The sequence below is a fragment of the Ruegeria sp. E8 genome, assembly GCF_056533985.1.
Genome location: NZ_JBQFOY010000013.1, coordinates 14,389 through 28,181, shown reverse-complemented (window position 1 = coordinate 28,181; position 13,793 = coordinate 14,389). Strand labels below are relative to the sequence as shown.

The 13,793-nt window shown below is 59.3% G+C and carries 17 protein-coding genes; 9 read left to right on the top strand and 8 right to left on the bottom strand.

Annotated elements, in window-relative coordinates; translation table 11 throughout:
* Positions 1-13: 13 nt before the first annotated feature.
* The 3 genes from lepB to ACR0LF_RS16020 are packed head-to-tail and all read left to right on the top strand — an operon-like array spanning position 14 to position 2,065.
* Positions 14-853 (top strand): signal peptidase I, encoded by an 840-nt coding sequence (lepB, locus tag ACR0LF_RS16030; protein WP_480581468.1) that lies wholly within the window; start codon positions 14-16, stop codon positions 851-853.
* Positions 850-1,542, top strand: coding sequence for a ribonuclease III (gene rnc / locus ACR0LF_RS16025; protein WP_480581466.1), 693 nt, complete (start codon positions 850-852; stop codon positions 1,540-1,542). Before lepB ends, rnc begins: the two co-directional genes overlap by 4 nt.
* A 4-nt stretch (positions 1,543-1,546) precedes the next feature.
* Positions 1,547-2,065: an N-acetyltransferase family protein gene (locus ACR0LF_RS16020; RefSeq protein WP_480581464.1), complete on the top strand. Its 519-nt coding sequence runs from the start codon at positions 1,547-1,549 to the stop codon at positions 2,063-2,065.
* A gap of 2 nt (positions 2,066-2,067) precedes the next feature.
* Here ACR0LF_RS16020 and ACR0LF_RS16015 read toward each other — a convergent pair whose 3' ends face one another.
* Complete coding sequence (locus ACR0LF_RS16015; protein ID WP_480581462.1) at positions 2,068-3,450, bottom strand: multicopper oxidase family protein; 1,383 nt, start codon at positions 3,448-3,450, stop codon at positions 2,068-2,070.
* 160 nt (positions 3,451-3,610) lie between these two features.
* On the opposite strand from ACR0LF_RS16015, the gene era reads away from it, so the two are divergent.
* The gene (gene era, locus ACR0LF_RS16010; protein ID WP_170428777.1) at positions 3,611-4,519 is read left to right on the top strand and encodes a GTPase Era; all 909 of its coding nucleotides are present in this window, start codon (positions 3,611-3,613) and stop codon (positions 4,517-4,519) included.
* Positions 4,516-4,845, top strand: coding sequence for a DUF1491 family protein (locus ACR0LF_RS16005; protein ID WP_480581460.1), 330 nt, complete (start codon positions 4,516-4,518; stop codon positions 4,843-4,845). The genes era and ACR0LF_RS16005 overlap by 4 nt, the downstream gene beginning before the upstream one ends.
* Positions 4,846-4,914: 69 nt before the next feature.
* Here the strand turns inward: ACR0LF_RS16005 and ACR0LF_RS16000 are convergent, their stop codons facing one another.
* The gene (locus ACR0LF_RS16000) at positions 4,915-5,160 is read right to left on the bottom strand and encodes a hypothetical protein (protein ID WP_480581458.1); all 246 of its coding nucleotides are present in this window, start codon (positions 5,158-5,160) and stop codon (positions 4,915-4,917) included.
* A gap of 195 nt (positions 5,161-5,355) precedes the next feature.
* Here ACR0LF_RS16000 and recO point away from each other — a divergent pair, with 195 nt between their 5' ends.
* Positions 5,356-6,081 (top strand): DNA repair protein RecO, encoded by a 726-nt coding sequence (gene recO / locus ACR0LF_RS15995; RefSeq protein ID WP_480581457.1) that lies wholly within the window; start codon positions 5,356-5,358, stop codon positions 6,079-6,081.
* Here the strand turns inward: recO and ACR0LF_RS15990 are convergent.
* The 3 genes from ACR0LF_RS15990 to ACR0LF_RS15980 all read right to left on the bottom strand — a co-directional run bounded on the left by ACR0LF_RS15990 (position 6,065) and on the right by ACR0LF_RS15980 (position 8,980).
* Positions 6,065-6,457: an META domain-containing protein gene (locus ACR0LF_RS15990; RefSeq protein WP_480581455.1), complete on the bottom strand. Its 393-nt coding sequence runs from the start codon at positions 6,455-6,457 to the stop codon at positions 6,065-6,067. The two genes, recO and ACR0LF_RS15990, sit on opposite strands and share 17 nt — an antisense overlap.
* 37 nt (positions 6,458-6,494) lie before the next feature.
* A complete protein-coding gene (locus ACR0LF_RS15985; protein WP_480581453.1) occupies positions 6,495-7,049 on the bottom strand; it encodes a hypothetical protein in 555 nt (184 codons plus the stop codon).
* A 239-nt stretch (positions 7,050-7,288) separates the two neighbouring features.
* Entirely contained in the window at positions 7,289-8,980 is a 1,692-nt protein-coding gene (locus ACR0LF_RS15980; RefSeq protein ID WP_480581452.1) for an acyl-CoA dehydrogenase family protein, read from the bottom strand.
* Positions 8,981-9,124: 144 nt separating this feature from the next.
* Here ACR0LF_RS15980 and ACR0LF_RS15975 point away from each other — a divergent pair, with 144 nt between their 5' ends.
* A complete protein-coding gene (locus ACR0LF_RS15975) occupies positions 9,125-9,889 on the top strand; it encodes a sulfite exporter TauE/SafE family protein (protein ID WP_480581450.1) in 765 nt (254 codons plus the stop codon).
* A 4-nt stretch (positions 9,890-9,893) separates the two neighbouring features.
* On the opposite strand, the gene ACR0LF_RS15970 is transcribed toward ACR0LF_RS15975, so the two are convergent.
* The 3 genes from ACR0LF_RS15970 to ACR0LF_RS15960 form a co-directional block, all read right to left on the bottom strand.
* Entirely contained in the window at positions 9,894-10,439 is a 546-nt protein-coding gene (locus tag ACR0LF_RS15970) for a hypothetical protein (protein WP_480581448.1), read from the bottom strand.
* A gap of 33 nt (positions 10,440-10,472) precedes the next feature.
* Positions 10,473-10,763: a hypothetical protein gene (locus ACR0LF_RS15965; RefSeq protein WP_480581446.1), complete on the bottom strand. Its 291-nt coding sequence runs from the start codon at positions 10,761-10,763 to the stop codon at positions 10,473-10,475.
* Between the two features lie 362 nt (positions 10,764-11,125).
* A complete protein-coding gene (locus ACR0LF_RS15960) occupies positions 11,126-12,724 on the bottom strand; it encodes a phosphoenolpyruvate carboxykinase (RefSeq protein ID WP_480581444.1) in 1,599 nt (532 codons plus the stop codon).
* 123 nt (positions 12,725-12,847) lie between these two features.
* On the opposite strand from ACR0LF_RS15960, the gene ACR0LF_RS15955 reads away from it, so the two are divergent.
* Positions 12,848-13,048, top strand: a complete 201-nt coding sequence (locus ACR0LF_RS15955) for a hypothetical protein (protein ID WP_480627539.1) — start codon at positions 12,848-12,850, stop codon at positions 13,046-13,048.
* A 21-nt stretch (positions 13,049-13,069) separates the two neighbouring features.
* A complete protein-coding gene (locus ACR0LF_RS15950; RefSeq protein WP_480581443.1) occupies positions 13,070-13,774 on the top strand; it encodes a response regulator transcription factor in 705 nt (234 codons plus the stop codon).
* Positions 13,775-13,793: the final 19 nt, after the last annotated feature.

Here is a 13,793-nt window from a genome sequence, read left to right as displayed (position 1 = left end):
TGGAGAGAGCAGTATGGCCGAGGAAGCCAAAACCGGAAGCGGCGTCTGGGAGACGATTAAAACCATCGTCTACGCTCTGCTGATTGCAGGCGTGTTCCGCACCCTCTTCTTTCAGCCGTTCTGGATTCCCTCAGGCTCGATGAAGCAGACGCTGCTGATCGGTGATTTCCTCTTCGTCAACAAGATGGCCTATGGCTATTCCTACGCGTCCTGCCCCAGCCTGATCATCCCCAGCGTTGGCCTGAATGTGGATGCCGAAGATATCTGCGGCTGGATGCAGGGCGGAGAAAACACCCGCATCTGGGGCGGTGATCCCGAACGCGGCGACGTCATCGTTTTCCGCCATCCGGTCACCGGGCGTGACTATATCAAACGCCTGATCGGTCTGCCGGGCGACCGTATCCAGGTGCGCGCTGGCCAGATCATTCTCAACGGCACGCCGGTTCCGCAGCAGCCCGATGGCGTCTTCACCGAACTTGCCGAACCGCAAGGCCCGCAACGCCTGCGCCCGCGCTGTTCTAACGGTCCGGTCGGCATCGGCGGCACTTGCGAGAAAAACCGCCTGATTGAAACCCTGCCCAACGGTGTTTCGTATGACGTGCTGGAAATCGGCAATCAGGGATCGGACAATACCGGCATCTATACCGTGCCCGAAGGCCACTATTTCTTCATGGGTGACAACCGCGACAATTCCAGCGACAGCCGCCTGCCGCAATCCGCCGGTGGCGTGGGATACGTGCCATACGAAAACCTGATCGGGCGCGCCGACCGGATCATGTTCTCGTCCGCAGGCCGGTCGATGCTGTTCTTCTGGACCTGGCGCGGTGATCGGTTCTTCAAGGCGGTCAATTGAAGCTTTCGGTTGAAATAAAGGCGTTCCAGCAGCGTTTGGGGTACCAGTTCACCAACCCCGAACTGCTGGTGCGCGCGCTGACCCATGGCTCGGTGTCGTCGTCCACACGACCCGACAATCAGCGGCTCGAATTTCTCGGCGACCGCGTGCTGGGCCTTGTCATGGCCACGGCGCTGCTTGAGGCCGATAAAAAGGCCTCCGAAGGCCAGCTGGCCCCCCGCTTCAACGCTCTGGTCCGCAAAGAGGCCTGCGCCGATGTGGCACGCCAGATCGATCTCGGTGCGGTCCTGAAACTTGGCCGGTCCGAGATGCTGTCCGGTGGCCGCCGCAAACAGGCCCTGCTGGGTGACGCGATGGAGGCGGTGATTGCCGCCATCTACCGCGATACCGGGTTCGAGGCCGCCCGCGATGTCATCCTCGCCCTGTGGGGGGATCGCATCCACAAGGTCGATGCCGACGCCCGCGATGCCAAAACCTCGTTGCAGGAATGGGCGCAGGCCCGCGGTCAAAAACCGCCCGCATATGTCGAGGTCAAACGCAGCGGCCCCGACCACGCCCCGATCTTCACCATCGCCGCCCGCCTTCAGGACGGCACCGAGGCACAGGCCACAGCAGGCTCGAAACGACAGGCCGAACAGGCCGCGGCGAAGGCTCTGCTGGACCAGTTGAGCCCGCCCGGTTCCTCCTAAAACTATGAAGATCAGACCGGCCCAGAAGGTAGACGCCGCCAGCTTGGCCGCACTGTCGATTGAAGTCTGGGTCAGCACTTACTTGCGTCACGGCGTGAGTTCTTTCTTCGCCGAGTTCGCACTGTCCGAGTTCGCGACCGCGCGGTTCGAAACGCTGCTGCAAGAAGAGAAGGATATTCTGGTTGTTTCGGAAAACCGTGATGGGATCGATGGTTACATTCGGCTGGCGGAAGGCCGTATTGCTCCCGTTGACGGGCTTTCCGATCTTGAGATCGTGACATTCTACGTGCAGCCGCGCCATCACGGAAAAGGCATCGGTTCAGCGCTGTTAAAGGTGGCAATTGACCACTGCCACGGTAAAGGCCGGAACGACATTTGGCTGACGACCAATTCCGAGAATACGCCCGCAATTGAGTTCTATCTGTCCAAAGGGTTCCGGCAGGTTGGCGTCGCGGATTTTCAAATCGGAGACCAAGCCTATCCGAACCATGTATTGGCGCTGAGCATGTCCGCAAAGGGTTAAGTTCAGACCACCCGAATGAACCCGGTCAGCCCGGTCTTCTGATGCTCGATCACATGACAATGAAACGCCCAGTCGCCGGGATTGTCGGCAACCAGCGCGATCTCGACCACCTCATCTTTCAACAACAGTATCGTATCGGTCATCAATGGCGGCAGCCTGCGCAGGTTCGACGTCAGCGGAACAAAAGCCAGCCCGTGCAGGTGGATAGGGTGCAGGTTCGGTGATTCATTGCGCAGCCGCAGAACATAGCTCTTGCCTTGTTCCAGCACGGCCAGCGGCCCGGTACCCTGTGCAGCATCGCCCGCCCAGGGCGTGCGGTTGATCGACCAGAAATTATACCCCAGAGAGCCGCAGAACCCGTTATTTGGCTGACCCCCTTCCGGGGTCCATCCGAACACGAACTCATGCAGTTCCGCCTGTCCAAGATCGGGTCGCCCTACCGGGTTTTTGCGCAATGGCCGTAGATCACGCAGATCGCGTGCCAAAGATTGCCCCGTGGCCCGCAACTGCGCCATGGCGCGGTGTTTCTGACCGGGGAACTTGGCGACAAGCGTTGTGGATTGCCCTTCGCCGTCAGGCATCCGTACGGCAAAATCCACCCGCTGACCGGGGCCCAGCAGCAGCGGCTCGGCGGCGGTGGGCAGGGTCAGATCAACCTCGACCGGATGTCCGTCCCAAGCGATGATCCGGGCGTCAGCCTCTTCCAGATGCAGCTTGTAGATACGTGTCGTGTCCGTATTGACCACGCGCAGGCGTACCAGAGCACCTGCTGCGTGGTCATACATCGCCTCGCTCTGCCAGTTGGCGGTCTGTACGTTGCCAAACGTGCCCGCCCGTGCGGCGCCACGCGCGGTATAGGCCGGCAAAAACGCACCTTCCTCGTCCAATCGGAAATCCCGCAGATTGATCACCTGTTCGCTGTCGAAACCGGGGTCTTCCGGCTCGGCAATCACCATGACGCCGGTGAGCCCACGGGCCATCTGATCCATCGTCATGCAATGGGGATGATACCAATAGGTGCCCGCATCCGGAGGCGTGAACTCATAGACAAAGCTCTCGCCCTCGCCGATGGGCATCTGGGTCAGATAGGGCACCCCGTCCATCTGGTTGGCGATCCGCAGCCCGTGCCAATGCATCGCGGTATAATCGGGCAGTGTATTGCGCACCGTCAGCCGCATCGCCTCGCCCTGACGCCCATACAGAACCGGCGGTGGCGCGTCGGGTGACAGGCTGACCATCCCCGTCGTCACTTGATCGCGCAGCCGATAGCTGGCGGGTTGCAACACCAGCTCCTGCGCGGCATCGCTTGCCGCCAGAGACAACCCTCCCAAACCAATGGTACCTGCGGCGGCGCCGCTTCCAAGAAGAAATGCGCGACGTTTCATTAAGACCTCACTGATCGGATCTGGGGCCGGGCTGGGACTGGCTAGGCGTCTGACCCTGTCCTGCCACCGCAGACGCATGGCTGCAATGCGACAAATCCCTCTGGCCCGCCGGGCCATTCTGCTATAGGGGTGCGCACTTGCAAACAGGATCGCCAGACACATGACCACACGCGCCGGATTTATCGCCCTGATCGGAGAGCCCAACGCGGGCAAGTCCACCCTGCTGAACCGCATGGTCGGGGCCAAGGTCTCGATCGTGACGCATAAGGTGCAGACCACCCGCGCGCGTATTCGCGGCGTGGCGATGGAGGGAGACGCGCAGCTTGTGTTTGTCGACACGCCGGGCCTGTTCAAACCCCGCCGCCGTCTGGACCGCGCCATGGTCGCCGCCGCCTGGGGCGGGGCGGCTGACGCCGATGTCGTCGTGCTGATGGTCGAAGCGCATCGCGGCATCACCGAAGGGGTCGAGCGTATCCTCGAAGGTCTGGAAGAGATCGGGCAGGGCCGCACCATTGCGCTGGCCATCAACAAGATCGACAAGGTCCCGTCGGAAAAGCTGCTGGCTCTGACCAGCGACTTGAACGCGCGCTACCCCTTCGCCGAAACCTTCATGATCTCGGCCGAAAAAGGCCACGGCGTCGACGACCTGCGCAAATGGCTGGCCTCGGAATTGCCCGAAGGCCCATGGCTCTACCCCGAAGACCAGATTGCCGATCTGCCCCTGCGCATGATCGCGGCTGAGATGACGCGCGAGAAACTGACCCTGCGCCTGCATCAGGAACTGCCCTATCAACTGACCGTCGAAACCGAGAACTGGGAAGAGCGCAAGGATGGTTCTGCTAAGATCGATCAGGTCATCTATGTCATGCGGGACGGCCACAAAGGCATCGTGCTGGGCAAGCGCGGCGAGACGATCAAAGCGGTCAGCCAGGCCGCGCGGGCGGAACTGGAAGAATTCCTCGACCGTAAGATCCACCTGTTCCTGCAAGTGAAGGTCCGGCCCAACTGGTTGGAAGAATCCGAACGCTACTCGGAAATGGGTCTGGATTTCAAAGACGGCAACGCATGACCCGGCTGACGGCCGACTTCTGGGTTCACGCCTATCTGGCGCGGCTCCGGTTTCAGGAAATCCCGGCCTTTGTCGTGGCCCATGGCGACGACACGGCGGGTGCCGTTCTGGTCAAGCTCAACACGCTGGACGGGCAGGCTGTCGCATTCCAGCGCAGCTTTGATCTGATGAGCGGTGAGCGGAAATGGGTCGAACTCTCGTCCGGTCAGGAAACTGAAGTGGATCAGGCCATCCAACGCCAACGCAGCTTTGACCCCGACCTTTGGGTGATCGAGGTCGAGGATCGCCAAGGGCGGCATCTGTTGGGCGAAGAGGGATTGGACTAAGCGCTTACCCTGTTTGGCGCTTGAAAATGCAAGCGTTTGAACCCGAATCCCACAGCCTTGAAACGGGCACTATTCGCCCCGGTTCCACCCATCCTCGTATTCGCCCAACATTCTGGACATCTGACGCAGCGATGCGAAAAAGCGCGCATAGACGTCCCGTGATAACATGGGTTTGTTGTCGTCCAGCACCTGCAAAAGACTGACGACGGTCGACGCAAACGTCTCATAGACCTGCATGTCAACAGCCGTGGGGTCCTGGGTCCAGATATTGCGGTCTTCGTAATAGGTGACAGGTTGTGGTTCGTCATCAATCATAGCGTGGCCCCTTCCGTTTGAGGTGCAGGTGGGGGTGGCGTGGATGCGCGCAAGATGGCTGGCACGAAGTCGCAAAATTATGGCGGTTTCGGAAAAGAACTCTGATGGAAAGGGGCAAGGAACAGGTTCCGCTCTTGCGTGCCAACTCTGCTTGGGATTTTCTGCGATCACTCTTAGCAACAACAGGGCCGAGTTTTGGACTGGCGCGATCACGGCATACTTCTGACCTCTCGCCGCCATGGCGAAACGGCGGCGATTATCGAGGTCTTTACCGAAGGCCACGGGCGTCATGCCGGGGTCGTGCGGGGTGGAACCAGCCGCAAAATCGCTCCGATCCTGCAACCCGGCGCGCAGCTGGATGTGCTGTGGCGCGCGCGGCTCGAGGAGCATATCGGCACGTTTCAGGTTGAACCCCTGCGCTCCCGCGCCGCGGCGGCGTTTTCCGGGCGGTTGGCCCTGTCCGGGCTGAATGCCGTCGTCTCGCTTTTGTCCTTCTGCCTGCCCGAACGCGAACCGCATCCGGCGCTTTATACGCGGACCGAACAGTTGATGGACCTTTTGGGACAGGATGAGATCTGGCCGCTGGCTTACCTGCGCTGGGAACTGGCGCTGCTGGACGAGCTTGGCTTTGGCCTCGACCTGACCGCCTGCGCCGTGACCGGCGCGACCGATGGGTTGATCTATGTGTCCCCCAAGACGGGCCGGGCCGTCAGCGCAAAAGGGGCCGGAGAGTGGGCGGACAAGCTGCTGCCCTTGCCGCCCTGTCTGCGCGGAGAAGGCGCGGCACCTGATGCCGAGATCGCCGAAGCCCTGCGCACAACCGGTTACTTCCTTGAACACCGTGTTGCCCCGTCGCTGGGGCATAGCCCACTGCCCGAGGCGCGGGCGCGGTTTGTGGATCAGGTCACTCGGCGGCTGTGAACACCATCTCGTGCCCATCCTCATTGCGCAGGATCAGCACATCACCGGACACTTCGGATTGCGTCATCGCCATGAGGGCGGCGAAATAGAACCCTTCTGCCTCAAGCCCCGCACAGGCCGCGCGCGTAGCGTTCAGGTCCTGAACCTCAAACCACGGATAGGGCGCGTTCAGAGTGCCGTTATAGCTGTTGCAGGGGGCGTTTCCGGCGATCTTGCCCTCTTCGGGAAACCGCAACAGGGCGCAGGCCTCATAGGGTTGCCCGTCGATCTCCTGCAGCACCCAAGTCCGATCCGCCGCGCCATAAGCGGCGACAGTTTCATCCTTGTCGCATTGGAACAGGGCCAGCAGGGGCAGGGTCAGGATCAGGCGGATCATTTCAGGGTCTTAGCCCATTCAGGGCGTCGCGAAAACCTCAATAGGGGTTCGCGCCGTTCAGCAATTCCCGCCGCACCTCAAGGCGCGGCCGCCAATTGTATTTTGTATCCTCGCGCACCGGTGCCCAATACAGCGCGCCACTGTTGCGCCACGGGTCAAGGATGATCCCGTCATACATCGAATCCCCCTTGGCGCTGATCAGCGCCGAGTGATGGATGATCCGAAACTGCGTCGGCGGCGAAGTGGCCCAGTGCAGGTCAAGCGTGCGGAAATCCTCTTGCCGCAGACGCGTGGTCATGGCCTGCGCCCAGTCATTGCACAAGCCGAACTCGCGAAAGCCGTTGGAGATCTTGGCGTTGTGGATGATGGCCGGGTCGGTGATGTTCCATTCCCGCGCCAATTGCTGGGAATAGCTGTACGAGATCGTGGCGGCCCGTTGCGCCTCGGCCGGGTCGACCTCGGGGCCCAGCGATCGGATGGCCTGCGCCAGCGCGTCGATGTCGCTTTGGGTGGCGGTCGGCTGACTGACGGTGCAACCGCCCAGCGCAAGTGCTGCGAGGGTCGCCCAAAGCGCAAAGATTCGACGGGTCATTCTGTGCTCACAATTCCATGGGCGGGGTCGGTTTTGCAGCGTGATCTATCGGGGTTCACAGCGGATGCAAAGGGGGAAGTTTGCATGGCCAGCGACAGGAAAGCGGCAGTGATCAGGTGGCTTTCCGTTTTGTACAATCCGAACAGTCGGGGGGCCGTTGGCGGTACAAACCCATCAATTCTGGAAAAAGACCCGGCGCAAGGCCGGGTCAGTTGGGGAAACGGGACTGCCGAACTTGGTTACCCAAGCAGACGTCGTGCGATCACCTGCGCCTGAATCTCGGCCGCCCCTTCGAAAATGTTAAGAATGCGCGCGTCGCACAGAACGCGGCTGATCTTGTATTCCAGCGCAAAGCCGTTGCCGCCGTGAATCTGCAAGCCATTATCCGCCGCAGCCCAGGCCACACGGGCCCCCAGCAGCTTGGCCATTCCAGCCTCAAGGTCACAGCGCTGGCCGTGGTCTTTCTCCCACGCGCTGAAATATGTCAGCTGCCGCGCGATCATAATCTCGACCGCCATCATCGCCAGCTTGCCGGAAACGCGCGGGAAGTTGATCAGGGACTTGCCGAACTGTTTGCGGTCGATCGCATATTGCATCGCGATGTCCAGCGCGCATTGAGCAACACCAATGGCGCGGGCGGCGGTCTGGATGCGCGCGCTTTCGAAGGTTTCCATCAACTGCTTGAAACCTTTACCTTCTTCGCCACCCAGAAGGTTTTCACCTTTGACTTTGAAGCCATCAAAGCCCAGCTCGTATTCCTTCATGCCGCGATAGCCCAGCACCTCGATCTCACCGCCGGTCATACCGGGGGTGGGGAAGGGGGCCTCGTCCGTGCCGGGTGTCTTTTCGGCCAGGAACATCGACAGGCCACGGTGGTCGGTGGTGTCGGGGTTGGTGCGCGCCAGCAGCGTCATCACATGGGTCCGCGCGGCGTGGGTGATCCATGTCTTGTTGCCGGTGATCTCATAATCACCATCTGCATTCTTGACCGCGCGTGTGCGCAGACTGCCGAGGTCGGATCCGGTGTTCGGTTCGGTGAAAACGGCGGTCGGCAGAATTTCTGCGCTGGCCAGTTTCGGCAACCAGTTCGCCTTTTGCTCATCCGTGCCGCCCGCGATGATCAGTTCCGCCGCGATCTCGGACCGCGTTCCCAACGAGCCCACACCGATGTAGCCGCGCGACAGCTCTTCGGAGACCACACACATCGACGCTTTGGACAGGCCGAACCCGCCGAATTCTTCGGGGATGGTCAGGCCGAAGACGCCCATTTCCGCCAGCTCCTCGATGATTTCCATCGGGATCAGCTCGTCATTCAAGTGCCAGTCATGAGCGTTTGGCTCGACTTTTTCTTGCGCATAGCGGCGGAACTGGTCGCGGATCATTTCCAGCTCTTCGTCCAGACCCGAGGCGCCGAACATCGTGGCGCCAGCCTGATCCTGCATCAGTTCGACCAGACGGCTGCGCGCGGCCTGAGAATTGGCCTGCGCCATCAGGGTCTGCACTTCGGAAGATTGGAAGCCGGATAATGCGTCCCAGCCCAGCCCCATATCCTGAAGGCGCACGACCTCACCCTGGTTCATCGGGATGCCGCCAGCGACCTGATGCAGGTATTCGCCAAAGGCGATCTGGTGCAGCAGTTGTTCGACCTCGCCGAACTTTCCATCGGCTTGCAGCGCTTCGGCCCAGCGTTGCATCTGCTGCAGCGATTGGTTGTAGGTGGCCAACCAGGCCAGACCATGAGCGGCGGTCTGGTTCGCTTCGATCAAAGCGCCGGAAACACGACCATCCGCCGTTACCTTGCTGCGTATGGACTCGCGCGCTTTTTCAAAAACCGCCTCCACTGCGGGCACGGCGGCCCGGGTCAAATCCAGAAGATCGGGCAAAATTGCAGCTGTAGTCATCTCGGTCATATCCTGTCCGTCGTGGGCCATGAATCGCGTCCTTTCCTCGGTCGTCTGGTCATATCATGCTGCACGTGCAGCGCAACAAAAATGCTTATTACCCCGCAAAAAAGTTCAAAAATTACCTAAGCATTTTTGCAATGCAGAAGAAAATCCAGATGATATCTAGGGGGCATGACCCTGTTTTCCATTCTCACGCCACAGGAACTGCTGCTGGCCATGGCCGTCGCCTTCGCCGCCGGATCGATCAAAGGCTTGGTCGGTTTTGCAATGCCTATGGTGTTTGTGTCTGGGCTAACCTCATTTCTGCCGCCGGATTTGACACTGGCGGGGCTTATTCTGCCAACGCTTGTGACAAACGGGCTTCAGGCCCTTCGCGGGGGGGGCAGCGCCGCGGTTGCCTCCATTCGCAGATTTCGGGTTTTCCTTATTGTCGGAGGTTTCTTTCTGCTGCTGAGCGCGCAGCTTGTCGCGATGATCCCCGGCACTGTCTTTCTGCTTCTTATCGGGGTATTCGTATCGATCTTCGCCCTGTTGCAGGTTCTGGGTTTCAGGTTGTCCCTGAACCAGCCGTCGACCGGTGTTGAAGCTGCGGTTGGCGGTGTTGCGGGGTTTGTGGGCGGGATGTCAGGGGTCTGGGGCCCTCCGACCGTTGCCTATCTGACGGCGCTGAACATGCCGAAAAAGGAACAGTTTCGCATACAGGGTGTCATCTACGGCCTTGGGGCGATCATGTTGCTGATCGCGCATGTCGGGTCGGGTATTTTGCGCGCAGAAACGCTGCCGTTTTCCGCAGTGCTGGTTCTTCCGGCCATGGCTGGAATGTGGATCGGGATGAGGTTGCAGGACCGTATTGATCAGGCAAGCTTTCGCAAGGCAACCCTGTTTGTTTTGCTGATTGCCGGTCTGAACCTGCTGCGGCGCGGTCTGTTCGGGTGATGTCTCAACCCTGTCGCTTGTCAGCGAACCGAAAGGCAAAATAAAGACCCAACATCAGGAAGAACAGGCCCGAGATATCGCCGATCAGGAATGCGATATATTCGACTGTCGCGCTGCCGAAGGCCAGATTGGTCAAACCCGAGACAAGAAATGACGTGATGACGCCGACGCCCATCACACATATCCAGCAGGGTTTTCGATCGGCACGCGGGAACAGATCCCATCCTACAGCCTTGAGCAGATAGAAAACGGCCGGGACCGTCAGGACCGCTATCGCCATGGCCATCAGGCGGCTGGGCAGGAACACATCCGATCCACCCAAATAGGCGAAGACGATGAACACGCCGGGTAGCAAGGCAAAAATTGCGCGCCATCCCAACAGCCAGGCAGACAGAACCCGCACGCCATGCGGCAGAAACAGCAGGCTTGCCCGGCTTGGATATTCAGGAAAAAACACGTTCTGCAACGGCATCAGGACGACGAAAGTAAATATCGACGCCAGCACATAGGCCGAAGAGGCCAGAAACGTTTCAGTAGCCCACGCGCGCAAAGACCTCACCGCTCCTTGCGCGTGTTGATAGCGTCATCTGGGCGCATTAACGATGTACCGCCCCCGGTTGGAACTGCCGCTTTGCGAAAGATAGCCCTTTTCGACAAGCGATTTCAGCGCGCGGAAGAAAGTTGGACGCGAAACGCTTTGAACCAACGTGTGTTCGATCAGGCCGAATGTACGGACTTCCTGATCGGATTTGGAAAGCTCTTCGGCGGCGTAATAAATGTCGCGCTCAACCGGAGATAGTTTTTCCAGACCCAGCGTGCGCTCCATGCTTTGCATCAGTTTGCGCAGTTCAGTAAGTTTTGAAATCTCAGTCATGATGTTACCTACAGCTTGCAGTGCCAAATGTCGCGTCCCTGCGACCATCTGAGCCATGCTGAACCTTGCACAATTCAGCAAGTATCATATTGACACTCATCCCCATTTACTTAGACTAGGTTCATGATTAGGTTGCTCATTCCAGCGTTGTGAGTGTGCGCACATGAGCGGCCCCAAGGTACTTTCAGTTAGTGCCCGGCGCAATTGTGCCGGGTATTTTCGTCGTAGTGGTTAACAGGCGTAGCGCAAATCGCATTTTGAAACAACGCAATTGTATGTGCTTTTTGTGACATACAATCATGGGGAGAAAATTACCCGCAACCGCGCAATGAAAAAGGGGCGCTGTGGCCCCTTTCCCTGATTTATCCGATTGCGACGGCTTTGATGTCTTCGTCGATGAAAGGCAGATACTGTTCAAAGTTCTCTGCGAACATCTGCACCAGCTTCTCGGCCTGCTTGTCGAACGCGGCCTGATCGTCCCAGGTGCGGCGCGGGTCCAGCAATACCTCGGCCACGCCCGGCACCGAGACCGGCACGTCAAAGCCGAAATTGGCATCCTTGCGGAACTCGGCGTCGCGCAGCGATCCTTCCAGTGCGGCGGTCAACAGAGCACGGGTGGCCTTAATCGGCATTCGCGAGCCAACGCCATAGGCACCGCCGGTCCAGCCGGTGTTCACCAGCCAGCAGGTCGCGCCGTGCTGAGCGATCTTGTCACGCAGCAGGTTGCCGTAGACTTCCGGACGGCGCGGCATGAACGGCGCGCCGAAGCAGGTCGAAAAGGTCGGTTGCGGTTCGGTGATGCCACGCTCAGTACCGGCCACCTTCGAGGTAAAGCCCGACAGGAAGTGATACATCGCCTGCGCCGGGGTCAGCCGCGCGATCGGAGGCAGAACGCCGAACGCGTCACAGGTCAGCATGATGATGTTCTTCGGATGACCGCCCAAAGCGCTGCTTGATGCGTTCGAGATATACTCGAGCGGATAGGCGCAACGCATATTCGCGGTCAGCGAGTCGTCTTCGAAATCCAGTTCCTTGGTTTCGGGATCGAAGACCATGTTCTCGATCACGGTTCCGAACTTGCTGGTGGTCGCGTAGATTTCCGGCTCGGCTTCGGCGTTCAGATTGATGGTCTTGGCATAGCAGCCGCCTTCGAAGTTGAAAGTGCCGCGATCCGACCAGCCATGTTCGTCATCCCCGATCAGGGTGCGCGACGGATCGGCCGACAGGGTGGTCTTTCCGGTACCCGACAGGCCAAAGAACACGGCGGTGTCGACCGGGTTGCCGACAGCGTGGTTGGCCGAACAGTGCATCGGCATCACGCCTTTTTCCGGCAGCATGTAGTTCAGCAGGGTGAATACCGACTTCTTGTTTTCGCCCGCATATTCGGTGCCACCGATCAGGATCATCTTGCGGTCGAAATTCAGCGCAATGATCGTCTCGCTGTTGCAGCCATGCTTGGCCGGGTCGGCCTGGAAGCTGGGGCAGTTGATGACGGTAAAGTCCGCGATGAACTCTTCCAGGTCTTCGCGGTCCGGACGGCGCAGCAGGTGACGGATGAACAGGTTGTGCCACGCCAGTTCGGTGACCATGCGCACGTTGATCGAATAGGCCGGGTCGGCACCACCGACGAGGTCCTGCACGAAAAAGTCGCGGCCCTTCATATGCTCGAGCATGTCGGCATGCAGCGCGTCAAAGCCTTCGGGGCTCATGGCGGCGTTGTTTTCCCACCAGATGGTGTCGGCGACGTTGTCGGTCTTGACGACATGCTTGTCCTTGGGCGAGCGGCCGGTGAACTTGCCGGTGGTGACCAGAAATGCCCCGCCTTTGCCAAGTGTGCCTTCGCCGCGCTTCAGCGCCTCTTCGATCAGCGCCGGTTCCATGAAGTTGTAATAGACATTGCCCAGACCCTCGATGCCCTGATCTTCGAGGCGGAATTGCGGGTTAACCCGTCCAGATGTCATGTGTGTCTTCTCCTGTGGCGGCGCGGTGGCTGATGGCCTGTTGCGCCATTGGGGCAGTGAGCCGGGAAAAACCGGCGGCTGGGCGCGTCTTATCACGGTCATTCGGGGCATGAACAGGCGGGTTTGACGCAGTTAACGCAAACAAGTTCAGATTTAGCGCCATCACCTTTTTCCAGCCGGAAAAGCAGGCAGTTTTTTGCGGGCATCAAGGCAAATTTGCCGCAGACCTGCCGCAAGAAAGGCACGATTCGCAGTTACGGATTGATTCGGCGTCTTAAAACCGCCAACAATGCCTTACAAATAAGCGAATTATTGCGCGAGTGAGCAGGAATAGGGGTGAGCCCGATGTCAAAGATTGCACTTGTGGATGACGATAGAAACATTCTGACGTCCGTATCCATGACACTCGAAGCCGAAGGTTTCGAGGTAGAAACGTATAACGATGGACAGGCCGCGTTGGACGCGTTCAACAAGAAACTGCCGGACATGGCTGTTCTGGATATAAAGATGCCGCGTATGGACGGTATGGATCTGCTGCAGCGGCTGCGTCAGAAAACGCAGATGCCGGTGATCTTCCTAACCTCGAAAGATGACGAGATCGACGAGGTTCTCGGCCTGCGCATGGGCGCGGACGACTATGTAAAAAAGCCATTCTCGCAACGTTTGCTGGTTGAGCGCATTCGTGCGCTGCTGCGTCGGCAAGAGGCCACAAGCGGCGATGCAGTTACAGCCAACAGCAATGACACCAAGGTAATGGAACGCGGCGACCTTCGGATGGACCCGCTGCGTCATGCAGTCAGCTGGAAGGGCAACGATGTCTCACTGACCGTAACCGAATTCCTGTTGTTACAGGCGCTGGCTCAGCGTCCGGGATTCGTCAAAAGCCGCGATCAGCTGATGGATGTGGCATACGACGATCAGGTCTATGTGGACGACCGCACCATCGACAGCCATATCAAGCGCCTGCGGAAAAAAATGCGTGCGGCCGATTCCGAGTTCTCGGCGATCGAAACCTTGTATGGTATCGGTTACCGGTACAACGAAGAATAGGCGCGGCCGCCTGCAAGAG

Excerpts from the sequence above, each read along its gene's own strand:
- lepB (WP_480581468.1), top strand. The coding sequence starts at position 14 with ATGGCCGAGGAAGCCAAAACCGGAAGCGGCGTCTGGGAGACGATTAAA.
- ACR0LF_RS16020 (WP_480581464.1), top strand. The coding sequence starts at position 1,547 with ATGAAGATCAGACCGGCCCAGAAGGTAGACGCCGCCAGCTTGGCCGCA.
- ACR0LF_RS16015 (WP_480581462.1), bottom strand. The coding sequence starts at position 3,450 with ATGAAACGTCGCGCATTTCTTCTTGGAAGCGGCGCCGCCGCAGGTACC.
- era (WP_170428777.1), top strand. The coding sequence starts at position 3,611 with ATGACCACACGCGCCGGATTTATCGCCCTGATCGGAGAGCCCAACGCG.
- ACR0LF_RS16005 (WP_480581460.1), top strand. The coding sequence starts at position 4,516 with ATGACCCGGCTGACGGCCGACTTCTGGGTTCACGCCTATCTGGCGCGG.
- ACR0LF_RS16000 (WP_480581458.1), bottom strand. The coding sequence starts at position 5,160 with ATGATTGATGACGAACCACAACCTGTCACCTATTACGAAGACCGCAAT.
- ACR0LF_RS15990 (WP_480581455.1), bottom strand. The coding sequence starts at position 6,457 with ATGATCCGCCTGATCCTGACCCTGCCCCTGCTGGCCCTGTTCCAATGC.
- ACR0LF_RS15985 (WP_480581453.1), bottom strand. The coding sequence starts at position 7,049 with ATGACCCGTCGAATCTTTGCGCTTTGGGCGACCCTCGCAGCACTTGCG.
- ACR0LF_RS15980 (WP_480581452.1), bottom strand. The coding sequence starts at position 8,980 with ATGGCCCACGACGGACAGGATATGACCGAGATGACTACAGCTGCAATT.
- ACR0LF_RS15975 (WP_480581450.1), top strand. The coding sequence starts at position 9,125 with ATGACCCTGTTTTCCATTCTCACGCCACAGGAACTGCTGCTGGCCATG.
- ACR0LF_RS15965 (WP_480581446.1), bottom strand. The coding sequence starts at position 10,763 with ATGACTGAGATTTCAAAACTTACTGAACTGCGCAAACTGATGCAAAGC.
- ACR0LF_RS15960 (WP_480581444.1), bottom strand. The coding sequence starts at position 12,724 with ATGACATCTGGACGGGTTAACCCGCAATTCCGCCTCGAAGATCAGGGC.
- ACR0LF_RS15950 (WP_480581443.1), top strand. The coding sequence starts at position 13,070 with ATGTCAAAGATTGCACTTGTGGATGACGATAGAAACATTCTGACGTCC.